This window comes from Spirillospora sp. NPDC048911 (genome assembly GCF_043198015.1).
Lineage (GTDB): Bacteria > Actinomycetota > Actinomycetes > Streptosporangiales > Streptosporangiaceae > Spirillospora.
In genome coordinates this window covers 125,437-148,405 of record NZ_JBICUD010000009.1, presented here as the reverse complement: position 1 = coordinate 148,405, position 22,969 = coordinate 125,437, and the positions used below count along the sequence as shown (strand labels likewise).

Here is a 22,969-nt window from a genome sequence, read left to right as displayed (position 1 = left end):
CCCCCGGCCGTTAGGACCGAAGGTCCGTCATGTGCGGGACGTCCGCCCGCGAAACGCACCCCCATCGAGGACCTTCGCCTCTGCCGTCCGCGCCCCTCCTCCACCGATCCTGGAGGAATGAAGATCGATCGGAACGGGCTGGAGGTGCTCGGCGACGCCGAGTGCCTCGCCCTGATGCGCTCGGCGCCGATCGGACGCGTGGTGTTCACCGAGCAGGCGCTGCCCGCCGTCCAGCCGGTCGGCTTCGTCCTCGACGGCGACGCCGTCGTCATCCGCACCCCGCCCGGCACGAAGTTCGCCGCGGCCACCCGCGGCGCCGTCGTCGCCTTCGAGACCGACGACTTCGACGCCACGGCCGGCACCGGCTGGTCCGTCACCGTGATCGGCCAGGCCCAGGCCGTCCGCGACCCCGCGGAACTCGCCCGGCTGTCCCGCCTGCCACTGCGCCCCTGGCTGCCCGGCCCGCGAGACCACTTCATCCGCATCTCCTGCCACCGGATCTCAGGCCGCCGAATCGTCCCTTCCCCAGGCCCGGCTTCAGCCGGCCATCGCTGATCGCGTTTCCCGCCGCGGCCACTGACGCGCTCGGCCTTATGCCTACGCTGCGGTCATGACCGAAGACGAGAGCCGGCCCGCCACGGTCGAGGATGTGCACGAGCTCGCCCTGGCGATGCCGCATGTCACCGTTTACCCCGGAACCGACGACAATCCGATCTACCAGGTGGGCGGAAAGTCGTTCGTCTTCTTCCGCAATCCGCGGCCGGACGCGGTCGATCCCGAAACCGGTGAACGCTATCAAGACGTCATCGTTTTCTGGGTGGCGTCCGAAGAGGACAAGCAGGCGCTGGTCCAGGACGATGCGTCGCCATTTTTCACCACCGCGCATTTCAACGGCCACCTGTCGGTGCTGCTGCGGGCGAGTCGTGTCGGGGAGCTCACCCGCGACGAACTCGCGGAGGTCGTTCAGGACGCCTGGCTGTCACGCGCGTCGGCCCGCCGGGCCACGGCCTGGCTCAACGCCCATCCCCCGGCGTGACCGTCCGGTTCAGGCAGGATCGGCGAGGGCCCTCTGGAGGGTGTCGAGAACGGTGTGGTGCAGGAGCCGGGTCTTGTAGCCGGTCTGCGGGAGGGGCGTGCAGGCGTCGGTCGCATGGGCGGCGGCGTCGGCTGTGTCGGTGGTGGCCGGGTGGCCGATCAGGGCGGCCTCGACGGCGGTGAGGCGTCGCGGTGTGCGGGCGATGCCGCCGACCGCGACGACGGCGGCTTCGATGGTGCCGCCGGTGATGAGCAGGCGGGCGGTGGCTTCTACGAGCGGCCAGTCTGTGCTGCCGTGGGAAGTGGTGCGTTGGTGGACGGCGCGTTCGCCTTCGAGTGGGGCCGGGATGTGAACGGCGGTCAGGAGCTGTTCGGCGGTGAGCAGGTGGTCGCGGGTGGGGTCGCTGCCGTAGAGGTCCGTCAGCGGGACGGTGCCGCCCGGGTGAAGTTCGGCGCGGGCGTCGTAGGCGAGCAGCGGGACCGCCAGCGATGAGGGGTGCGGCGCGATGCAGGCGCTGTCGTCGATGGCCACCGCCCAGGAGTGCCAGCCGTCGCGGGCCGGGCAGCCGTCGCCGCCCGTCTGATGGCAGGTGAAGGCGGAGTTGCGCAGGTACGGGCAGCGATTGCGTTGCAGCAGGTTCCCGCCGACGGTGGCGGTCGCCCGGATCTGCGGGGTGGCGAGGGCACGGGCGGCCGCGACGAGCGCCGGGTGCCTGGTCGACAGCCGCTCATCGCCTGCGAGGCGAGCGATCGTGGTCGTGGCGCCGATCCGGGCCGAGCCGTCGGGGAGGTGGTCGATGCCCGCCAGTTCGGCCACGTCGCGCAGGTCGGCGAACGTCCGCGCGGTGTGCGGGCGGGCGAGGAGGTCGGTGCCGCCCGCGCGCGGCAGGGCGCCCGCGCGGAGGGCCTCCAGGGTCTGGTCGAGGCCGGCGGGGATCATTCGGCGAGTCCTTGCAGGAGGCGGTCGGGACGGATGGGCAGATCGAGCGGGCGCCAGCCGGTCGCATCGCGGACGGCGTTGCCGATCGAGGCGGCGACGCCCATGGTGGACACCTCGCCCAGGCCGGTGCCGCGGCCGCTGACGTGGTCCCAGCCGTCCTCGTGGAAGTGCACGGTGATCTCCGGGGTGTCGGCGATGCCGGGAATGCGGTAGTCGCCCAGGCTGTCGGTCATCACCACGCCCGTGGCCGGATCGGTCTGGCGCTGCTCGTGCAGGGCGTACCCGATGCCCTGGATGACGCCGCCGTGGCACTGGCTGCGGGCCAGCCGGGGCGAATAGACGCGACCGGCGGCGATGCCGCACCACGCCCGGGTGACGCGGACGCCTCCGAAGTGGGTGTCGACCTCCACCTCGGTCACGTAGACGGCGCCGGTGAAGCCGCGTCCGATCGCGAAGTCGCCGATCGGGAAGGGCGTGACGTAGCCCCAGCGGTCGCGGGGGCGGCGGCCTGTCACCCGCAGCCCGTCCGCGTCGTCCAGGGAACGGCCGCCGAGCGCCTTGTGCAACCGGCGGGCGGCGTCGTGGGCGGCGGGGCCGATCGACGGCGTCGAGCAGCTGCTGGCCGCCGCCGGGCCGTGCACCGTTCCGGTGCGGCCGATCTCGACCCGGACGCGGTCCGCCGTGACGCCGAGGGTCTCCCGGACGACCTCGCTGATCACCGAACGGCTGCCGGTGCCCACGTCCTGGGTGGCGGTACGGGCCACGACGACGCCCCGCTCGACGGTCAGCTCGACCTTGGTGCCGGGATCGAGGAAGTACAGGTAGTTGGCCACGGCGACGCCGACACCGCGGCGGTGTCTCCCTTGCTCGCCGCCGCCGGGAGGCCGGTCACGCCAGGCGGTGAGGTCCGCCGCCCAGTCGTAGAGGGCCTGGCGCTTGGGATTGCCGTCCCATCGGCGCCGCAGCTCGATGGGATCGGTGCCCAGCCGGAGAGCCATCTCGTCGACCGCCTGCTCCAGCGCCCACAACATCGGCGGATGGCCCGGACCGCGGAACGGGGCGGCGGGCGGACGGTTGGTGACGACGTCGAAGTCCCGCAGCCGCCGGGGCGCGTTGCCGTAGATGTAACGGGCAAGGGAGGCGGCGTTGTTCGCCACCGCGATTCCGCCGTCGCCGTGGACGTCCATGGTCAAGGCGGCCAGCTCGCCCTCGGCGTCGGCGACCATGGCCAGCTCGGTCCGGGTGCCCGGGCGGCAGCCGCCGTCGACGAGTTCCTCGCCCCGGTCGAGGATCACCCTGACCGGCGTGCCGGTCAGCCTGGCCAGCTCGACCGCGGCGACGACCTCGCTGGTCAGGTTCACCTTGGCACCGAAGCCGCCGCCCACGTGCTCGGCGACCAGGTGAACCTGCTCGGGCCGCAGCTTCCACCGCTTGGCCACCTGCCCGGCGAGCCTGTCGACCGCCTGCGTGGACACATGAAGGTGCAGGTCGCCGTCCGCGTCCCAGCGGGCCAGGCAGGCGTGCGGCTCCAGGGCGGTGTGCGCCTGCACGGCGGTGGTGAAGGTCGCCGAGAACAACCGCTCGTCGTTGCGTTCCCGGGCCTGCTCGATGCGCCGGACCGCGGTGCGGGGCCGCTTGCCGAGCCCGGAGGGGCCCCGCAGGTTGCCGCGCCAGCCCGCCGGGCTGGGCGGGCCCTCGCTGGACCGCGGCGCGCCTCGCCTGCCGTCCTTGGACGGGTAGACGGCCGGGGCGCCGGGCGCCCCCTCCGGATCGAACGACAGGGCGGCGGGCAGCGGCCGGTAGTCCACCTGGACCCGCGCGGCGGCGGCGAGCGCCTCGGCCCGGGTCGGTGCGGCGACCGCCGCGATGGGCTGCCCGGCATAGCGCGCGACCCGGTCCGCGCCGAGCAGCTCGACGAGCCGAGCTCCCTGGCCGCTGATCGAGGTCACCTCGGCGTGCGCGTGCCCGGATCGGATGAGCACGCCTTCCGACTGCCCGGCCAGCCGTACATCGGTGGTGTAGCGGGCCGCACCGGTGATCTTCTCCAGAGCCTCCACCCGCGCGGGCGGTTCCCCGGGACGTTCGTCGTCGTGCTCGCCGGCGCAGGCGGCCTCGACCGCCGCGTAGATGCCCGGGTAGGCGCCGCACCGGCACAGATTCCCGGCCAGTGCCTCGGCGATCCGCTCCCGGTCCGGCGCGACGTCACCGTGCTCGGCCCGCCATCCGTCGACGAACGCGGCCGCCGCCACGACGAAGCCCGGCGTGCAGTAGCCGCACTGCAGCGCGTCGTGCGCCGCGAAGGCGCGCTGGACGGGATGCGTGCCGCCCAGCCCCTCCACCGTGGTGACCTCGCGTCCGTCGAGGTCGGAGCACAGCGTCAGGCAGCCGGCCACCGCCGTCCCGTCCAGCAGGATGGTGCACGCGCCGCACGCCCCGGTGCCGCAGGCGGGCTTCGCCCCCGTCAGTCCCGCGGTCTCGCGGATGAAACCGACCGCGGTCTCAGCGGTGGCGCCGTCCACCGTCACGGGGCGCCCGTTCATCGTGAACTTCACCGGCCAGCTCCTCTTTCGCCGATCCCGCATACGATCCCGGCGTTTACGGACATCATGGCACCGACAGTGATTACGCTGAGGAAATTCATCCGGATAAAGAACGACTTGATCAAATATTTCGCGTACTCCGCACTGATCCGCGCAGGTCGCCGCGGCGACACCAGGAGATGACGAAGTGACAGGCCCGGCCAACGACCAGTCCGCGGCGGACGCCGGCGGGCAGGCGCCTCTGGAGCTCGACACCTCCAAGCCCAACATCGCCCGCGTCTACGACTTCCTTCTCGGCGGCAAGGACAACTTCGCCGCCGACAGAGTGGTCGGCGACCAGATCAAGCTCGTGCTCCCCCAGGTCCACCTCGGGGTGCAGGCGCAGCGCGCGGTGCTGCGCCGCGCGATCCGCTACCTGGTCGTCGAGGCGGACGTCCGCCAGCTGGTCGACATCGGCTCCGGGCTTCCCACGGCGGGCAACGTCCACGAGGTCGCGCACGCGATCGACCCGGAGGTCCGCGTCGTCTACACCGACAACGACCCGGTCGTGCTGACCCACGCCCGGGCCCTCCTGGCGAGCAGCCTCACGACCACGGTGGTGGACGGCGACCTGCTCCGGCCCGAAGAGCTCCTCGAGCAGCCGGCGCTGCGCGCCATGGTCGATTTCGACCGGCCCGTCGGGCTGCTGCTGTGCGGCATCCTGCACTATCTGGACGACAAGGAGGACCCCGGCGGCATCATCGCCCGCCTGATGGCACAGCTGCCCTCCGGCAGCCACGTGTTCGTCCACCACCTGGTGAAGGCCGGCACCCCGGGTGAGGAGGACGCCGAAGCCGCCCTGCGCAAGGGCATCGGCCGCGGCACGTTCCGGACTCCCGATCAGGTCGCCGCCTTCCTCGCCGGCCTCGACCTCGTCCCGCCGGGCGTGGTGCGCGTCCCCGACTGGCATCCCGACCCGGACGACCGCCCGTCCGACGACCCCGTGCTCAACCTCGCCGTGGCCGCCCTCGCCCGCAAACCCTGATCGTCCGCAAACCCTGATCGCCCGGAGACCTTGACTGCCCGCAATCCTGACCAGGCTCGAAGGATGTCGCCGATGCCGGTTCCCGATGCCGTGGCCCGCTTCAACCGCATCGCCACCAACCGCGTGGCCAGGCCGTTCGCGGGGCGTCTTCCAGGCTTCGCGGTCGTTCGCCACAAGGGCCGCAGGTCCGGCCGCCCCTACCGCACTCCCGTCAACATCTTCCCGCGGCCCGGCGGGTACATCGTCGCGCTCCCCTATGGTCCCGACCGTGACTGGGTGAAGAACGTCATCGCGGCCGGCGGCTGCGAGCTGGAGCTGCGGGGAAAGATCCGTCCGGCCGGCGACCCGAAGATCGTCCACGACCCGGGCCGTGGCGGCATGCCGCCGGGGGTCCGGCACCTCCTCGGGCTCATCGGCGCCACCGACTTCCTCCACCTCACCAAGATCTGATCCCGGGGCCGGCCTGAGAAGTAGCCTTGGCCGATGTTCTCGTCTCAAGGTCCGTCTCTGCGTGAACTGGCGATCCAGGCGCTGTCGTCGGTCGAGGGCGGCTACGACCTGCTCGCCCCGAAGTTCGACCAGACGCCTTTCCGCACGCCCGACAGAGTTCTTGACGCGACCGCCGACGCGCTGCGTCCGCTCGGGCCGTTCGGGCGGGCATTGGACGTGTGCTGCGGCACCGGCGCGGGCATGCGCGTCCTCGACCCCCTGTGCGGCGGAAAGGTCACGGGCGTCGACTTCAGTACCGGAATGCTCGCGCAGGCACGCGAAGCACACCCGGATGCCGAATGGGTGCGGGCCGACGTCCGGGCCCTGCCCTTCGCCGGAGACTTCGACCTGGCGGTCAGTTTCGGAGCGCTCGGGCATTTCCTGCCCGCCGAACGGCCGGAGCTCTTCGCCGGGGTCCATCGCGCGCTGCGGCCCGGCGGCCTGTTCGCCTTCCCTGTCGCCGCGCCACAGCCCATCACTTCGGGCCTGTACTGGGCGCTGCTCGGATTCGACCTGGCCATGCGGGTCCGCAACGCCGTGTGGCGCCCGCCGTTCGTCATGTACTACCGCACCTGCCCGCTGTCCGCCCTCCGCGACGACCTGACGGCGGCGGGATTCACCGTGACGACGACCCCCTTGACGGCCCTGGGCCAGTGCGACGACGGCACTCCCCGAGGCCGGCTGGTCCTCGCACGCAAAGCCGGTACGTCCTGAGTAATACGCACCCCGCCGGAACTCAGAAGCGCTCACATCGGCGGTCGCTTCCCACCCGGCAAATCCGGTTGCGCGAGCGATCGGGCATTGGGAACCTGAATACGTCAGTGTTTCGAATATCCAGATGACCGGGAGGCGACCACGCTGATGATCTTGAATAAGATCTCAGCGGACGCTTTTCGACATTTCATGGCACTGACCGCGTCGCTCAACGGGCGGGGGCACGAGTAACTCCTGGGGAGGGTGCTCGATGGGGAACCGAGAGGAAACGACTCACGACGTCCTGGCACTCGGAGCACAGGTGGCGGAGGTCGAGGCTCTGTTCTCGTCCGCGCTGACCGCTCCGACCGAATCCGCCGAGCGGCAGCTGTTCGCTCAGCTCGCCTGGGCCGCCACCCGGCTGGGCAGGCTCGCCGAGAACGCCGCCGGTGATTTCGCGATCGCCGTACCTGAGCACCGGCCCCTCACTTCTCCGGGACGGGCCAGGATACGCCGCCGGATCGCCTCGACCGAGCACACCGCCGATCGGATCATCGCCAAATTCCAGGGCGAGCCGCCGGCTTGACCGTCCCGCCCGGCGGCCGACCACGATCAGTGGCCCGCCGGGCCCTCGGCCGCTGACCTGGCACGATCAACCGGCCACGCCGCATCAGATCTGGTCCACTCAGCCGCCTGACAAAAACCGGGCGCAACTTTGTTGAGCGTCCCGTTCTTTGCTTTTTCCGGGTGAATAGTCTCGCGCTTGCTTTCCATTCCTGCCCCCGCAAGCGAAGAGGTGAAAGCTCGATGGGCATTTCCTGGCCCAGAAATCATCACCAAGTGAGTACGCGGATTCTGACCGCGTCCGCGATGACGATCGGCGGATTCACGGTCGCCACGGCGACGCGCGCGCAGGCGGCCGAATGCACGACCGTCGAGGTCGTCTCCGCGCGCGGAACGTTCGAGCCCGGGACCGCCGGTCTCATCGTCGGCGACCAGGTGTTCAACACCATGAAGCGCAAGCTGCAGCCCCTCAGGTCCACGAGCCTGTACTCGGTCAAGTATCCGGCCGGCATCGACCTCAGCGGCCCCTCCAAGGGCACTATCGACCTGGTCGATCACGTCAAGCAGCAGGCCCAGAGCTGCCCCGGCCAGAAGTTCGTGCTCGTCGGCTACTCACAGGGCGCCTTCGTCGTCGACAACGCGATCGGACTGAAGAGCCTCGGTGACGCCAACACCACGATTCCGTCCGGGCTCCAATCCCGCATCGCCGCCGTCATGGTGTTCGGCGACCCGAGCCACCTCATCGGAAAGAAGATCACGACTCCCCTCAGCACCCCTTACTGGGACCGGGCCAAAGACTTCTGCGCGGCCGGTGACCCTGTTTGCGGAAACGGCGTCAACGTCCTAGCGCACCTGAGCTACGGCGGCAACGCGAACGAGGCCGCCGACTTCGCCATCGGCAAGCTCTGAGCACAAGCTCTGAGCACGGCAAAGAAGGGGAGCGGCGAAGAGGGCCGCTCCCCTTCCGCACGCGTCCCGCGCCGGTTGCCTCTTGCCAGTGAGCCGGTGTCGTGCCGTAATGCACCCAAAACGGTGTTTTCTGGCGGCAACCGAACGACATGCGTTCCACGATCGGCATCTGTCTCAACCGGCGAATCTGGGAGGCACGGACGCGATGACGCAACTCAACCGCAGGGGATTCCTGGCGACCGCAGGCGGAACCGTCGCCGCGGGCATGGCGATGCGGACCCTGGGCTCGCACGCCGCCTGGGCCGCGGCCGGACGTCCGGCCCAGGAAGGCGCCGGCTACGGGCCGCTGCGCCGGACCCGCGCCACGAACACCGGCGAGGAGCTGCTGGCCCTTCCCGCCGGGTTCTCCTACACGGTCTTCGGCTTCACCGGCACGCCCATGAGCGACGGCGTGGCCACGCCCATCGCGCACGACGGGATGGCCGCCTTCCCCAGCCCGCTGCCCGGAGCGGTCCGGCTGATCCGCAACCACGAGGTCCGCACGCCGCCGGGCAGCCCGATCGGCCGCGTCCACGTTCCCGGGTCGGCGCGCTACGACGAGCTCGGGGTCGGCGGAACGACCACGACCGACGTCGACCCGCGCACCGGCCGCGTGCTGCGGAGCTTCGTCAGCCTCAACGGCACCATCATCAACTGCGCCGGCGGCATGATGTACCGCCGCCGGGGATGGCTCACCTGCGAGGAGACCACCGCCGGGCCCGCCCAGGGCTGGCAGCGGAAACACGGCTACATCTTCGCGGTGCCGCTGCGCGGCCCGCGCCCCGGCCGGCCCGCCGCGTCCCAGCCGTTCAAGGCGATGGGCCGCTTCTCGCACGAGGCCGTCGCCGTCGACCCGCGGACCGGCTACGTCTACGAGACCGAGGACGACTCGGGCAAGCCCGACGGCTTCTACCGGTTCCGGCCCCGCGACCCGGACGATCTCTCGGCCGGCGGCGTGCTGGAGATGCTCAAGATCAAGGACCGTCCCGGATACGACACCCGCGAAGGCCAGCGCATGGGCGCCCGGCTGCCGGTCGAATGGGTCCGCATCGAGGACCCCGACCCCGACCTGGAGAACGGCGCGCTCACCTGCACCCAGCAGGGGCTGGCCGCCGGCGGCGCCAAGTTCAACCGTCTCGAAGGCTGCTGGTACGGCGCCGGCAGCATCTACTTCAACTCCACGAGCGGCGGCGACGCCAAGAACGGCGACGCGCCCGGTGCCGACGGCTACCGCGAGGGCTACGGCCAGGTCTGGCGCCACGTTCCCGGCCGCCGCGACGGCGGTGCCCTCGTCCTCGTCTACGAGTCGCCCGGCCGCAAAGTGCTCGACTCGCCCGACAACCTCACGTTCACTCCCCGCGGCGGCATCGTCCTGTGCGAGGACGACGCCTCGTCCGCCGACGCCGACACCCATCCGCTCGCGCCCGGCCTCACCAACGTGAACCGGCTGATCGGCCTGGACCCCGGCGGCGCCCCGTTCGAGTTCGCCGTCAATATCAGCGACGACAGCGAGTTCGCCGGCGCCTGCTTCAGCCCCGACGGGTCCACCCTCTTCGCCAACAACCTCGGCAACACCGTGGACGTCACTCCCCCGGGCCGCACGTACGCGATCCGCGGCCCCTGGCACCGCGGTCCCCTGTGACCCTGCGTCGATAGGGCAGGATCGATCCGTGCCGCCCACCGCATCGCAGGCTCTCGTCCACCAGACCGAACGCTGGTTCGTGCGGCGGGGTACGCCCACGATGATCGAGGGGTACGGCTTCGTCAGCCACGTCCTGCCCCGGATGGTGCCGTCGCTGGCGTTCGTCGCGCTGGCCAGCCTCGCCTGGCTCGTGCCGGTCGAGAACTCGGGTTCGGCCCGCTGGATCCTGCTCGGCGCGGTGGTGGCGGTGACGGTGGCCGCGCGGGTGACGATCCGCCTGCTCGTCCCACGGCTGCGCTTCTCGCGCGCGACCACCGCCGTGACCCTGGCGGGGTACGCGGCGATGCCGATCGCCGTGCCATTGATCCAGCTGGCCGTCGACGGGACCGTCACCCCGCCCGGAGGCGGCGTGGTCGGGCTGCTCGGCTTCGTCATCTTCTTCGCCGCCGCCTTCGCCGCGACGCTCCTGGCCACCACCTACGGCGTCGTGACGCTGGTACGCCGGGCGCTCCGCCGCTTCCTCGCCGACATGCGCAACAGCACGCAGCTGCTGGGCCGGGCACTGCCCACGCTGCTGTTCCTCACGCTCTTCCTGTTCTTCACCGGCGAGCTGTGGCAGGCCATGAACCGCCTGAGCTGGTTGCGCATCGGACTGGTCGTCGGGTTGTTCGCAGCGATCACCGTGCTCGCCGCGGCGGCCCGGCTGCGCGAGGAGATCGGCCGGGTCGAGCAGGACCTCAGCCCAGACCGGCTCACCTCAGCGTGCCGGCGCACGCCCTTGGCCGACGCGCCGATCGAGGACCTGACCCGCGACGGCCCCCTGCGCGCGGTCCCGCTGAACGGACGTCAGGTCCGCAACCTGCTCCTGATGCTCGCCACCCGCCAGCTCGTACAGGCGGCCGTGGTCGGCCTGGCGCTGTTCGCGTTCTTCCTCGTCCTGGGACTGCTCGTCGTCACCCCCGACACCGCCGAGCAGTGGATCGGCTCCGCCCCCGTGCACACCGTCCTGGTGCCCGAGGTGCCGGTCGCGATGCTGCGCACCGCCACGCTCTTCGCCGGGTTCGGCAGCATGTACTTCGCGGTGACCTCGATGAGCGACACCGACCACAGGAAGCGATTCTTCGCACCGATCATCGACAGGATCGAGCGCACCCTGGCGGTCCGCGCCGTCTACCTGGCCGTACGAGCCACCACCACACACGGCAAGCCCGAGCCGCAATAAGGCGCCGGTCCGGGAGCGGGTTGGCCTCAGGCGGCCATGGTGTACGCGATCGCGGAAGGAGGGCTTCCGCGATCGCTGGGACACTCGGGTCATGCTGGAGACTTCGGCGCGTCTGCTGCGCCTGCTGGGGTTGCTGCAGGCCCGTTCGGACTGGACGGGGCCGGCGCTCGCCGAGCGGCTCGGCGTCAGCACGCGCACGATCCGCAGCGACGTGGACAAGCTTCGCGGCCTCGGCTACCCGGTGCACGCCACCCCGGGTGTGGCCGGTGGATACCGGCTGGGCGCGGGCGCGGCGCTGCCACCGCTGCTGCTGGACGACGACGAGGCCGTGGCCGTCGCGGTGGGCCTGCGCACGGCGGCGGGCGGCACCGTGGCCGGGATCGAGGAGACCTCCGCGCGCACCCTGGCCAAGCTCGATCCGCTGCTGCCCTCCCGCGTGCGCGAACGCGTCGACGCCCTGCACGCCTACACGGTCGTGCCGCCGGCCGGCGGACCCGGCGTCGAGCCCGAGGCCCTCGCCGCCATCGCCGCCGCCTGCCGCGACCGGCGGCGGATCCGCTTCGACTACCGCACCCATGAGGGAACGGGCGGCGTGCGCTGTGCCGAACCCCACCGCCTGGTCCACACCCGGCGCCGCTGGTACCTCCTCGCTTGGGACAGCGACCGGGCGGACTGGCGAACGTTCCGCGTCGACCGGATGCGGCTGCGGTCCCCCACCGGCCCCCGTTTCACCCCTCGGAGACCGCCCCAGGACGTGGCGGCGTTCGTCGAACGCGGGTTGGACACCGCGCTCTTCCGGCACCGCGCCCGCGTGACCGTGCACGCCCCCGCGAGCCGGATCGTCCCAAGGCTGCCCGAAGCCGTCGTCGTCGAGCCGCTCGACGACCGGACCTGCCTGGTGCACGCCGGTGCGGACACCCCGCACCTGCTCGCCGCCCACATCGCGATGCTCGACGCGGACTACGAGGTCGGCGGGCCGCCAGAGCTGATCGAAGCGTTGCGGAGGCTGTCGGACCGGTGCCGGGCGGCCGTCCGCGACGCTTGACGGTCAGCCGCCGAAGTCGGCGGCGTGGTCGGCCGCCCATTGGGCGAGGGTCCGGGCGGGGCGGCCGGTGACGTCCTGGACGGTGTTCAGGGCGGTGTCGGGCCGGTCGACGGTGTCGGACCAGTGGTCGAGCAGCATCGTGATGATCGGCTCGGGCATGAACCGGCTCATGGCCGACCGGAATTCCCCGGGCGAGATCTCCTGGTAGGTCAGCGTGCGGCCGAGGGCGTTGCCGATGGTCCGCAGTTGCTCCGCGCGGGTCAGCGCTTCAGGCCCGGTCAGGTGCAGGGTGGCTCCGCGGTACGTGTCGGTGGTCAGCGCCTCGACGGCGACCGCCGCTATGTCGGCCTCGTGGATGGGAGCTTGCGCGGACTTGGCGTACGGGCCCTGAACGGTGTCGCCGGAACGGATCGCGTGGGACCAGGCGAGAAGGTTGTTGGCGAAGGGACCAGGCCGTAGGACCGTCGCGGGGATCCCGCTGGCGCTGACGGACTCTTCCACGGCCCGATGGTGCGCGTAACTGGGTGAGCGGAGATCACGGGCATGTTCGCCGGCGGCGGCCAACGAGGACAGCACGACCAGGTGGTCGGCTCCTGCCCGGGCGGCACGTTCGGCCAGCGCTTCGACGCCGGTCTCGGCGGGGAACACGAACACGCCGCTCACCTGGTCGAACAGCGGGCCGGTCAGCGAGCCGGGGTCGGCCAGGTCACCGGCCACGACGTCCACCGCCGCGGGCAGGGCCGCCTTGTGGGGCGAACGCGACAGAGCACGGACGGGCACCTGCCGGTCGACGAGCTGCTCGACGACGAGACGTCCGATGGCGCCGGTCGCTCCGGTCACGAGAATGGTCATGAGGTCCTCCGTAATGGCTGATGAAGACGCGACGAGCGCCCTGAGCCCCCACCGTGGCAGCGATCGCGGCAGGATCCCTTCCGCGATGGATCCGCGTCATGAAAGAAGGCGGGCGGCGCCACCGACTCGTTGACGCGCGGCGGGATGCGGGGAACCATCGGAGGCCCGCGACGCATATGGGAGCGCTCCCAACCCTCGGATCCGGAGAGCAGGAGTCCAGTGAGCAGACGACTGAGCGTGTTCGCGATCGCCCTCCTCGCAGGAACGATCGTCATCCCGGGGACGGCCCGGGCCGAGGGGCCGGAACAGATCGGCAACGGCACCTTCGACACCACCGCCGACCCGTGGTGGCACACCGGCAACCTGGGCTTCGACATCTCCAGTGGGCGGCTCTGCTCCGACGTGCCCGCCGGGACGGCCCAGCCCTGGGACGCCATCATCGGGCTCGACGGCATCCCGCTGAAGAAGGACGAGACCTACGCGTTCAGCTTCTTCGCGACCGCCTCCCCGGGGAAGGTGGCCAAAGCGCTGATCCAGCTCCCGGTGGACCCCTGGACCCAGTACCTGTCCGCCACCCCGGAGCTCAGCGTCTCGGGCAACACCTACCGCTACACGTTCACCTCGCCGGTGGACATCCCGAACGCGCAGGTCGCCTTCCAACTCGGCGGCAGTGCGACCGCGTGGCGGTTCTGCATGGACGACGTCTCCCTCAAGGGCGGCGCGAAGCCGGACGTCTACGAACCCGACACCGGCCCGCGCGTGCGCGTGAACCAGGTCGCCTACCTGCCGAAGGGTCCGAAGAACGCCACCCTGGTCACCGACTCGACGACCCCGCTGCCGTGGACGCTCAAGGACGGCGACTCCGTCGTCCGCGAAGGAACCACGACCCCGCGCGGCGTGGACGCCACGTCCGGGCAGAACGTGCACACCATCGACTTCGGCTCGTACCGCCGAGCCGGGAGCGGCCTGACGCTGACCGCCGACGGCGAGACCAGCCGCCCGTTCGACATCTCCGCCTCGGCGTACACGGCGCTGAAGGCCGACGCGCTGAAGTTCTTCTATCCCCAGCGGAGCGGCACGGCCATCGACGGCGCGCTGCGGCCCGGGTACGCCAGGCCCGCCGGCCATGTCGGGGTCGGCCCCAACCAGGGCGACACGAACGTGCCGTGCCAGCCCGGCGTCTGTGACTACTCCTTGGACGTCTCCGGCGGATGGTACGACGCCGGCGACCACGGCAAGTACGTCGTCAACGGCGGCATCTCCGTGGCCCAGCTGATGAGCGAGTTCGAGCGGACAAAGAACGCCGCCACCGCCAAGCCGGCACCCGCCCTGGCGATCCCCGAGAGCGCCGACCACGTTCCCGACATCCTGAACGAGGCGCGCTGGGAACAGGAGTTCCTGCTCAAGATGCAACGGCCGGACGGGATGGCCCATCACAAGATCCACGACGAGAACTGGACCGGCCTCCCGCTCCTGCCCCACCTCGACCCGCAGAAGCGCGAGCTGCATCCGGTCTCCACGGCCGCCACGCTGAACCTCGCGGCCACCGCCGCGCAGGCCGCCCGGGTGTTCGCCCCGTACGACGCGGCGTTCGCGGCCAAGAACCTCGCCGCGGCGCGCAAGGCCTGGAAGGCCGCGAAGGCCAACCCCGCCGTGTACGCCTCGCCCAACGACGGCACCGGCGGGGGCACCTACTCCGACGACAACGTCACCGACGAGTTCTACTGGGCCGCCGCCGAGCTCTACATCTCCACCGGAGAAACGGAGTTCAAGGAGAGTGTGCTCACCTCGTCCACGCACACCGACGACGTCTTCAACGAGCGCGGCTTCAACTGGGGTTCGGTGGCCGCCCTCGGCCGGCTCGACCTGGCGACCGTTCCCAACGCCCTGCCCGGTCGCGACGCGGTGCGACAGTCGGTGCTGGACGGCGCCGACAAGTACCTGGGCATCATCGCCGGCTTCGCCTACGGCTCGCCGTACAACCCCTCGACCTACGAATGGGGCTCCAACAGCCAGGTGGCCAACAACATGGTCGTGCTGGGCGCCGCCTATGACATCTCGGGTGCGGCGAAGTACCGCGACGGCGTGCTGCAAGGTGCCGACTACCTGTTCGGCCGCAACGCCCTCAACATGTCCTACGTGACGGGCTACGGCGAGGTGAACTCGCACAACCAGCACAGCCGCTGGTACGCCCACCAGCTCGACGCCGACCTGCCCAACCCACCGGCCGGGACCCTGTCCGGCGGCCCGAACTCCGGCATCCAGGATCCCATCGCCCAGGCGAAGCTCCGAGACTGCAAGCCGCAGTTCTGCTACATCGACGACATCGAGTCGTGGTCGACCAACGAGCTGACCATCAACTGGAACGCGCCGCTGGCCTGGGCGTCGGCGTTCATCGCCGACCAGGGTGACGGCACCGCCCCCACGGCGGGCCGCTGCGAGGTCGCCTACACCGTGCACGGCTCTTGGCGGGACGGATTCACCGCCCAGATCACGGTGAAGAACACCGGCACCAAGGCAGTCGACGGCTGGTCACTGCGCTGGTCCTTCCTCGGCGGTCAGAAAGCCGGCCACGGCTGGAACGCGGATCTGTCCCAGGTGGGTGCGACCGTGACGGCGAAGAACCTCTCGTGGAACAAGAAGATCGCTCCCGGAAAGACGGTGACCCTCGGGTTCAACGGGACGAGCGCCCCCGGCGCCAACCCGGTGCCCGACCTTTTCACCCTGAACGGCGCGGCCTGCACCTCCTGACACCATCGCCCGCCGGTGTGGGGCCTCTGCCGAAAACCCCACACCGGCGGGTTCCGGTATCAGCCGGTCATGTGCGGGCCTGGCCCGTGGTGGTGCGGGCGGGGACGCGATCGAGGTGCGCCAGCAGGAACGTCGTCTGGAGCGGGACGTTGTCACCGGCGTGCCTGAGCAGGTCGCTCTGGATGCCGTCCAGTATCGCCGCGGGCTCGTCCGCCTTCAGGGCGGAGATCCGTTCCGTGAGCGGATACCCCCGCTTGCCGCCCGCCTCGCTCGCGCCGTGAGTGCACAGCAGGAGCCGGTCGCCGGGATGGAATGGAACGGTGGTCGTCTCGCACCAGTGCCCGGTGAGGTCGAGCAGGCTCAGCGGCGGGTATTCCGGCAGGGACTCGACGGGGAACGCCCCGTTCTCACGCAGCAGAAGGGGTGGAGGGTTCCCGCAGCACACCACCTCGGCGCGCTCGTCCTCCTCGTGGAGCGCGATCAGGACGGCGGTGACGAACTCCTCGGCCTTCGCCTTCGGGGCGAGCGCCGCGTTCATCCGCTCGGCCACTCCCGACAGGGTCCGCTCGTGGACCGCCAGCTGCCGGAACGCCTCGAGCACGCCGGACGCCGTCTCTCCGTCCGGCCCCGCCGCCCCGAGGACGTCGCCGACCAGGATCCGGGTCCCGTAAGGCGTCGGCACGACCGCGTGAAAGTCGCCCTCGGCCTGGGCCGTCGGCAGGAGCCGGCGGACCTCGGTGCGGGCCGCCCGAGGGCCGGCCTCAGTGCCCCGGGGGTCGGGCGCCTCGGTTCGAGGGCCGGGCGCCGCCGCGACCGGCTTCGTGCCGTAGTCCTCGCGGAGGATCTCCAGGAGGGTGTCAGGGGTGGACTCCGGTGTCGTGCTCTGCACGCACAGCTGCTCCATCACCCTGAGGTAGCGGTCGACCTCGTCGGACCTGTCCAGATACAGCGCGCCGGTGAGGTTCTCCAGGTAGACCACGTCGGGCACGTCGCCTTCGGGAAAGCGCAGGATGGTGAACGCGCCGGCCTCCGCGCGGTGGCCTCCCGAGCGGAACGGCATCACCTGGATCGTGGTGCGGGGCCTGCGGCACAGGGCGATGAGGTGCTCGATCTGGCCGCGCATCACCTCGGGACCGCCGATCGGGCGGCGCAGCGCCGCCTCGTCGATGACGGCCCACAGCAGCGGCACCCCGGGACCGGCGAGCCGCTCCTGGCGCTGCAGCCGCAGCTCGACCCGGTGGTCCAGCTCCGCGGCGGTGGCGCCGGGCTTCCCGAGCTCGATGATCGCGCGGGCGTACTCGGGGGTCTGCAGCAGCCCGGGAATGAACTGGATCTCGTACGTCCGGATGAGGGACGCCGATTCCTCCAGGCCCAGGTAGTTCTGGAACCAGCTGGGCAGCACGTCGTTGTAGCTGTGCCACCAGCCGGGCGTGTTGGCCTCGCGCGCCCACCTCAGCAGCAGTTCCCGCTGTCCCTCGTCGGTGACGGCGTAGAGCGTGAGCAGGTCGGCCACGTCGCGCTCCTTGAAGCTGACGCGGCCCAGCTCCAGCCGGCTGATCTTCGACTCGGACGACCGGATGGTGTAGCCGGCCTGCTGGCGCGTCAGCCCGGCGGCCTCGCGCAGCCGGCGCAGCTGTGCCCCGAGGAGCATGCGGAGCACCGTCGAGCCCGAACCGGGCCGTTCAACGGTCATCTCCCACCTCCCCGGGCACGTGCGGCGGCATCACTTTCCCTCATCGGCCGGCACCCCCGCTCAAGGCGAGAGCGCGTCGGGGCCGGCGGGCTGCCGGGCGCGCATGGTGGCGGCGCGCCAGAGCACGTCCGGCATGAACAGTGACTGGGGTTGCGCGTGCAGCGACAGCACGCTGATGAGCCGGTCGCACACGCGCTGGTCGACGTTGGCGAGGGCCTGGACGCGGTCGACGTAACGGTTGAGGATCCGGGTCTGGAGCCCGGCCGACGCGCCCTGCGTGGTGTCGTAGCGGAGATCCTCGCCGGTGGCCACCAGCCAGGGGCCCGCGGCGTTCTTGACCACGCGCCGGTGGAAGCGCCGTGCCAGCCCGTCGAGGTCGCCCGCGTCGCGCAGGCACGCGTCCAGCGTCAGCGCGGACTTGGCCGCGACGCTCATCCCCTGGCCGTAGAGCGGGTTGAAGGCGCACAGCGAGTCGCCCATGGTCATGAAGCGCTCCGGCCAGCGCGACATCCGCTCGTAGTGATGGCGGACGTTGGAGGTGCGCCGGTAGCTGACGATCGGCGTGAGCGGCTCGGCCTCGCGGATCGCCTCGTAGAGCAGCGGGCTGCGCAGGCTCTTGGCGAACTCCAGGAAGCCGTCCTCGTCGGTGGGCGGGAAGTCGCGTCCGCACCCGAACAGGCTGACGATCCAGCGTCCCCCTTCCTGGGGGAACAGCGCCCCGGTGCGCGTGCCCGGGGCCCTGGCCTGGAGATAGAGCGCCTTCCAGCCGGGGTCGAACCCCGCCGGGATCGCATAGTTGCGGCTCGCGTACCCCAGCTGAGGATCGATCAGGGTTCGCCGGGGGGCGGGGTAGCCGAGATCCTCCAGCCATTCGGGAGTCTTCGAGCTCCGCCCGGTGGCGTCGATGATCAGATCGGCGGTCAGCGGCTCGCCCGGTTCGGTGGTCCCGCGCTCGCGCACCCTGAGCCCGGTGACGGTCCCGTTGTCGGCGACCAGGCCGATGGCCTCCTTGCCGTCGAGCACCTGGAGGTCGCCGTTCTTGGCCAGCCGGGACCGGATGGTCCAGTCGAGCAGGTCGCGGCTGAACGTCAGCAGGCGGGTCGACTCGAACCGGCGGCGCCATCCCGCCGGCGTCAGCCACAGCAGGTCGGCGGGGACCCGGATGTCGGGCACGCCGGCGGTGCGCAGCTCGTCCTCGAGGCCCGGGAACAGCTGCTCGGCGATCTCCAGGCCGCGGCTCCAGAGCACGTGCAGGTGCCGGGCCTGGCCGAGGCCCGGCCGGAAGGCGGCCGCGTCCGGGAACCTGTCCCGCTCGACCACCGTGACGCGGTCGAAGTGGTCGCCCAGAACCCTGGCCGCCAGCAGCCCGGCCATGCTTCCGCCGATGACGATGGCATGCTCGCGGGACTCGTTCACAGTGCTCCCTCGTTCACGGTGCTCCCTCACAGTCCGGGCGGGTGCGGAACGCTCGTTCCATGGGTGTCAACGGTGGTGGGAGCTGTCGGGGGACGGCACGTGACCGGTGCGGGCGCCCATGGCGAAGGCGACCGCCTGATCGAGATCGAGGTGCGTGCCGTCCTCGAAGAACTGGTCGTAGGCCGCGTCGCCCAGTGACCGGCGGGCGAGCGCCTCGCCCTGGATGTGCGGGGCGTTGAAGTACGCGGAGCCGAAGAGCGGGAGCCCGACGGTCCGCCAGATCCGCTTGGCCGCGCCCTGCAGCGCCGAGGCGTCCTCGGCACTGCCGCCGGCCGTCTGGAAGAGGGCGAGCAGCTCGATGGCCAGGACCGCGCACACCAGGTCGTGGAAGGTGCGGCTGAGCGTCAGGCTCTCCCGCGCGAGGGCGGTCGCCTCCTCGGTCCGGCCCTCGGTCCAGCGCGCGAAGGCCAGGACGTAGAGCGCGTAGGCCTTGACCCACCCCTCGCCGTGCTCCTCGCAGATGGCGCGGACGCTCTCGCACAGCTCGACGGCGAACGGCAGGTCGCCCTGGAACGCGTTCGTCATGGCGAACTCGACCCGGGCCATGATCACGGTGGTGTTCAGCTCGCCGAGGGACTCGTACCGGGCGAGCGCGTCCTTGAACAGCACGGCGGCCCGAGCGTGGTCGTCGGTCACCAGGGCGACGCAGCCCAGCCGGTGGATGGCGTTCGCCAGCGCCACCCGGTCGCCGGTCCGCTGCGCCTGGGCCTGGCTCGCCTCCAGTAGCGCGGAGGCCCTGTCGGTGTCGCCCTGCTTGATGGCGATGTAGCCGTTGATCCAGAGCGCCGCGGCCCGTGCCGGGGTGGGCTCGGGGTCGAGCGCGAGCGCCCGGTCCAGCCAGGTGCGTCCCTCGTCGAGGAAGCCGCAGCCCACCCAGTAGAAGAACATCGCGCCGGCCATGCGCAGCCCGGTCTGCGCCTGGCCCGGAGTGGTGAGGCAGTATTCGAGCGCGGCGCTCAGGTCGGCGTGGACGCTGCGCAGGTGCTGGAAGATCTCCGCCTGCCCGGGGCCGAACCATTCCCGCGCGCGCCGTTCGACCAGCTCCAGGCACCAGTCGCGGTGTCGGCGCCGCAGGTCGTCCTTCTCGCCCAGTTCGCGGAGCCATTCCGCGCCGTACTCGCGCAGGGTGTCCAGCAGCCGGTAGCGGGTGCCCGATTCGTCCTCGGTGCGCGTCAGGATCGACTTGTCGGCCAGCCTCGCCAGGGTCGTGGTCACGTCGCCCACCAGCAGCACGCTGTCGCTGCAGACGTGCGCGGCGGTCTCCGGGGTGAAGTCGCCGGCGAACACCGACAGCCGGGCCCACAGCAGCCGCTCCTGCCGCGTGCAGAGTTCGTGGCTCCAGCCGACGGTCGTACGCAGCGCGTCGTGGCGGGACGTGTCGGCGGGGGTGGTCGCCATGTCCTCGTCGACCAGCACCTGGAACCGGTCGTCCAGCCGTTCCAGCAGGTCGTCCAGGGGAAGATGCCGCAGTTGCCCGGCGGCGAGCTCCAACGCCAGCGGGAGCCCTTCCAAGCGCCGGCACAGGCGTGCCACGGTGTGCCAGTTTCGCGCGTCGAGCTCGAAGCCGCCCAGGACGGTCGCGGCGCGCTGCTCGAACAGGTCGAACGCCGGGGGCCGGGCGGCCGTGTCGAAGGGAGCCGTCCCGGGGTCCGCCGTGGCCAGCGGAGCGACCGGGAGCACCTGCTCGCGGCCGAGGCCGAGAGCCTGCCGGCTGGTGGCCAGAACGCACAGCCCGGGAGCGGCCGCGAGCAGCACCTCGGCCACCCCGGCGGCGGTCTCCCGGAGGTGCTCGCACGTGTCGAGCACCAGCAGCAGCCGCCGGCCGGCCAGATGATCGGCCAGGACGTCGAGCTGCGGGCGCGCGGTCTGGTCGACGACCCGCAGCGTGCGGGCGATCGCGTGGCCCACCAGCGCGGCGTCCCGCAGGGCGGACAGGTCGACCACCCAGACGCCGTCGGGGAAGTCGTCCTGGATCTCCCGCGCGGCCTCCAGGGCCAGCCGTGTCTTGCCGACGCCGCCGACGCCCGTCACCGTCACCATGCGCCCCGGCCGGCACAGCCGCCGGAGCTCGGTCAGCTCGGCCCGCCGGCCGACAAGAGCGGTCGGCCGGAGGGCCAGGTTGCCCCTCCGGCGCACAGCGAACTCGGCCACGATCGCCTCAACTCCCCGCCAGCGGCCATGACAGTGCGAGGCCTCCGGCGCCGCACTCGTATTCAACGATCTCGTGAACTTAGCGTATTCGGCGGCTTAGAGGAGTTCGGGCTAATTAAGTGTGGCCTTTCGGTATGTCCACATCTACATCCGGAATCGCCGGCGGGCCGCGCGGCGCGGGCCCAACCGCGAGCGCGACCATGTCCCCTTACGGGTGATCTAGGCCTATTTCGGGCAATTCTTCGGGGCAGGCCGGCGGGCGGCGCAGAATGCTACGGGGGCCTCGGGGAGGACGGTCGTCGGTGAACAACATCGGGGAGCAGATCAGGGCGCAACTGCCGTTCGAGAGACGCAACGCCGCGTCGCTGACCTTGCTCATCTTCGCGATGGCGCTGACCCTCGCGGGCTTCGCCGAGGTCGGGCTGGCGCGCGACGGGCGGCTCCCGCTCGGCCTGCCGCTCTACGGCGGCGGGCTGGTCGTGTTCGCCCTGATCGCCTACGTGGCGCAGGCCAGATTCGCCCCGTACGCCGACCCGTTGCTGCTGCCGCTGGCGGTGGCGCTGAACGGGGTCGGCCTGGCGATGATCTACCGGCTGGACCTGGACACCAGCAAGGACAAGCAGGCGGCGCTGAGCACCGGCGAGGCGGCCAAGGACGCCGCCGAGGCGTCCGACCAGCTGATGTGGACGTTCGTCGGGATTGCCCTCTTCGTCGCGGCCGTGTTCATCATGCGGGACACCGACGACGAGGACGCCCGGCTGTCGTTCACTCCCAAGATCGCGCAGCGCTACACCTACCTGTTCGGTCTCGGCGCGATCATCCTGCTGCTGCTGCCGATCGCGCCGGTCATCGGCAGATCGATCAACGGCGCCCGGGTGTGGATCCGGATCGGCAACGTCTCGGTGCAGCCGGGCGAGTTCGCCAAGCTGATGCTGGTCGTCTTCTTCGCCGGCTATCTGGTCAACAAGCGGCAGGCGATGTCGCTGATCGGCAGAAAGATCGGGCGCTTGAGCGTGCCGCGCGGCCGCGACCTCGGCCCGATCATGGTGATCTGGATCTTCGCGCTGGGCGTGCTGTTCGTCCAGAAGGACCTCGGCACCGCGCTGCTGTACTTCGGCCTGTTCGTGTCGATGCTCTACATCGCCACCCAGCGGGTCTCCTGGGTCATGATCGGCGTCGGCCTGCTGGCCGCGGGCATCTTCCTCGCCACGCTGCTGCCCGGCATGGAACACGTCAACCAGCGGATCGACATCTGGCGCGACCCCGGCCCGTACTTCGACGGCGGCTGCCTGGTCAACGGCAAGGTCGTGCCGGTCAACCCCGACACCGACCTCTTCAAGCAGGAGGCCGCCCGTTCCGGCAGGACGCTCGGCGCGGGGCCCCGCGCCTGCAAGCAACTGAAGGGCGAGTACTCCGACAGCGCGCAGCTGATGAAGGGCCTGTTCTCGCTCGGCCAGGGCGGGGTACTGGGCACGGGCCTCGGCCAGGGCGAACCCTGGCGCACTCCCCTGTCCTTCAGCGACTTCATCTTCGACTCGCTCGGGGAGGAACTCGGGCTCACCGGGTTGATGGCGGTGCTCCTGATATACGCGTTAATCACGCAACGCGGGATCAAGACCGCCATCACGGCACGAGATCCGTTCCTGAAACTGTTCGCGGGCGGCGTGTCGCTCGTCCTGGCGCTCCAGGTGTTCGTCATCGTCGGAGGCGTCACCAGGCTCATCCCGCTCACGGGCCTGACGACACCGTTCCTGTCGCAGGGCGGCTCCTCGCTGATGGCGAACTGGATCCTGATCGCCATCCTGGTCCGGATGAGCAATGACGCTCGCAAACCCGCCCCGCAGGCGATCCAGGACGAGGGCATGACCCAGATCGTGAGCACGAGGCAAACCCCCGATGCCTGA

The 22,969-nt window shown here is 71.0% G+C and carries 17 protein-coding genes and 2 pseudogenes; 12 read left to right on the top strand and 7 right to left on the bottom strand.

Going from position 1 to position 22,969, the window contains the following annotated elements; all coding sequences use genetic code 11:
* The first annotated feature begins 117 nt into the window (after positions 1-117).
* Complete coding sequence (locus ACGFNU_RS35525) at positions 118-555, top strand: pyridoxamine 5'-phosphate oxidase family protein (RefSeq protein ID WP_392600942.1); 438 nt, start codon at positions 118-120, stop codon at positions 553-555.
* A 55-nt stretch (positions 556-610) separates the two neighbouring features.
* The gene (locus tag ACGFNU_RS35520; protein WP_392600940.1) at positions 611-1,036 is read left to right on the top strand and encodes an MmcQ/YjbR family DNA-binding protein; all 426 of its coding nucleotides are present in this window, start codon (positions 611-613) and stop codon (positions 1,034-1,036) included.
* Between the two features lie 9 nt (positions 1,037-1,045).
* Here the strand turns inward: ACGFNU_RS35520 and ACGFNU_RS35515 are convergent, their stop codons facing one another.
* A complete protein-coding gene (locus ACGFNU_RS35515; protein WP_392600938.1) occupies positions 1,046-1,975 on the bottom strand; it encodes an FAD binding domain-containing protein in 930 nt (309 codons plus the stop codon).
* Complete coding sequence (locus tag ACGFNU_RS35510) at positions 1,972-4,527, bottom strand: molybdopterin-dependent oxidoreductase (RefSeq protein WP_392600936.1); 2,556 nt, start codon at positions 4,525-4,527, stop codon at positions 1,972-1,974. Before ACGFNU_RS35510 ends, ACGFNU_RS35515 begins: the two co-directional genes overlap by 4 nt.
* A 175-nt stretch (positions 4,528-4,702) precedes the next feature.
* On the opposite strand from ACGFNU_RS35510, the gene ACGFNU_RS35505 reads away from it, so the two are divergent.
* From ACGFNU_RS35505 to ACGFNU_RS35470, 8 genes are all read left to right on the top strand, one after another.
* The gene (locus ACGFNU_RS35505) at positions 4,703-5,539 is read left to right on the top strand and encodes an SAM-dependent methyltransferase (protein WP_392600934.1); all 837 of its coding nucleotides are present in this window, start codon (positions 4,703-4,705) and stop codon (positions 5,537-5,539) included.
* 72 nt (positions 5,540-5,611) lie between these two features.
* On the top strand, positions 5,612-5,989 hold the full coding sequence (locus ACGFNU_RS35500) for a nitroreductase family deazaflavin-dependent oxidoreductase (protein WP_392600932.1): 378 nt from the start codon (positions 5,612-5,614) through the stop codon (positions 5,987-5,989).
* Positions 5,990-6,022: 33 nt separating this feature from the next.
* On the top strand, positions 6,023-6,742 hold the full coding sequence (locus ACGFNU_RS35495) for a class I SAM-dependent methyltransferase (protein ID WP_392600931.1): 720 nt from the start codon (positions 6,023-6,025) through the stop codon (positions 6,740-6,742).
* A gap of 250 nt (positions 6,743-6,992) precedes the next feature.
* Positions 6,993-7,307, top strand: coding sequence for a hypothetical protein (locus tag ACGFNU_RS35490; protein WP_392600929.1), 315 nt, complete (start codon positions 6,993-6,995; stop codon positions 7,305-7,307).
* 254 nt (positions 7,308-7,561) lie between these two features.
* Positions 7,562-8,194 carry a cutinase family protein gene (locus tag ACGFNU_RS35485; RefSeq protein ID WP_392600927.1) on the top strand — a complete coding sequence of 211 codons (633 nt, stop codon included), beginning with the start codon at positions 7,562-7,564 and terminating at the stop codon, positions 8,192-8,194.
* A 205-nt stretch (positions 8,195-8,399) separates the two neighbouring features.
* Complete coding sequence (locus tag ACGFNU_RS35480) at positions 8,400-9,875, top strand: PhoX family protein (RefSeq protein ID WP_392600925.1); 1,476 nt, start codon at positions 8,400-8,402, stop codon at positions 9,873-9,875.
* Between the two features lie 28 nt (positions 9,876-9,903).
* Complete coding sequence (locus tag ACGFNU_RS35475; protein ID WP_392600923.1) at positions 9,904-11,097, top strand: hypothetical protein; 1,194 nt, start codon at positions 9,904-9,906, stop codon at positions 11,095-11,097.
* A 91-nt stretch (positions 11,098-11,188) separates the two neighbouring features.
* Positions 11,189-12,142, top strand: coding sequence for a helix-turn-helix transcriptional regulator (locus tag ACGFNU_RS35470; protein WP_392600921.1), 954 nt, complete (start codon positions 11,189-11,191; stop codon positions 12,140-12,142).
* Between the two features lie 3 nt (positions 12,143-12,145).
* Here ACGFNU_RS35470 and ACGFNU_RS35465 read toward each other — a convergent pair whose 3' ends face one another.
* On the bottom strand, positions 12,146-12,994 hold the full coding sequence (locus ACGFNU_RS35465; RefSeq protein ID WP_392600919.1) for an SDR family oxidoreductase: 849 nt from the start codon (positions 12,992-12,994) through the stop codon (positions 12,146-12,148).
* A 219-nt stretch (positions 12,995-13,213) separates the two neighbouring features.
* Between ACGFNU_RS35465 and ACGFNU_RS35460 the strand changes: the two genes are divergently transcribed.
* Positions 13,214-15,745 carry a glycoside hydrolase family 9 protein gene (locus ACGFNU_RS35460; RefSeq protein ID WP_392600917.1) on the top strand — a complete coding sequence of 844 codons (2,532 nt, stop codon included), beginning with the start codon at positions 13,214-13,216 and terminating at the stop codon, positions 15,743-15,745.
* A 67-nt stretch (positions 15,746-15,812) separates the two neighbouring features.
* Here ACGFNU_RS35460 and ACGFNU_RS35455 read toward each other — a convergent pair.
* The 4 genes and pseudogenes from ACGFNU_RS35455 to ACGFNU_RS35440 form a co-directional block, all read right to left on the bottom strand.
* Positions 15,813-16,400, bottom strand: a pseudogene (locus ACGFNU_RS35455) (PP2C family protein-serine/threonine phosphatase); the annotation flags it as partial.
* 177 nt (positions 16,401-16,577) lie between these two features.
* Positions 16,578-17,438: pseudogene (locus tag ACGFNU_RS35450) on the bottom strand (helix-turn-helix domain-containing protein); the annotation flags it as partial.
* Between the two features lie 60 nt (positions 17,439-17,498).
* Positions 17,499-18,854 carry an FAD-dependent oxidoreductase gene (locus ACGFNU_RS35445; protein ID WP_392600915.1) on the bottom strand — a complete coding sequence of 452 codons (1,356 nt, stop codon included), beginning with the start codon at positions 18,852-18,854 and terminating at the stop codon, positions 17,499-17,501.
* A 66-nt stretch (positions 18,855-18,920) separates the two neighbouring features.
* A complete protein-coding gene (locus tag ACGFNU_RS35440; protein ID WP_392600913.1) occupies positions 18,921-21,065 on the bottom strand; it encodes an ATP-binding protein in 2,145 nt (714 codons plus the stop codon).
* A gap of 302 nt (positions 21,066-21,367) precedes the next feature.
* Here ACGFNU_RS35440 and ACGFNU_RS35435 point away from each other — a divergent pair, with 302 nt between their 5' ends.
* On the top strand, positions 21,368-22,969 hold the full coding sequence (locus tag ACGFNU_RS35435) for an FtsW/RodA/SpoVE family cell cycle protein (RefSeq protein ID WP_392600911.1): 1,602 nt from the start codon (positions 21,368-21,370) through the stop codon (positions 22,967-22,969).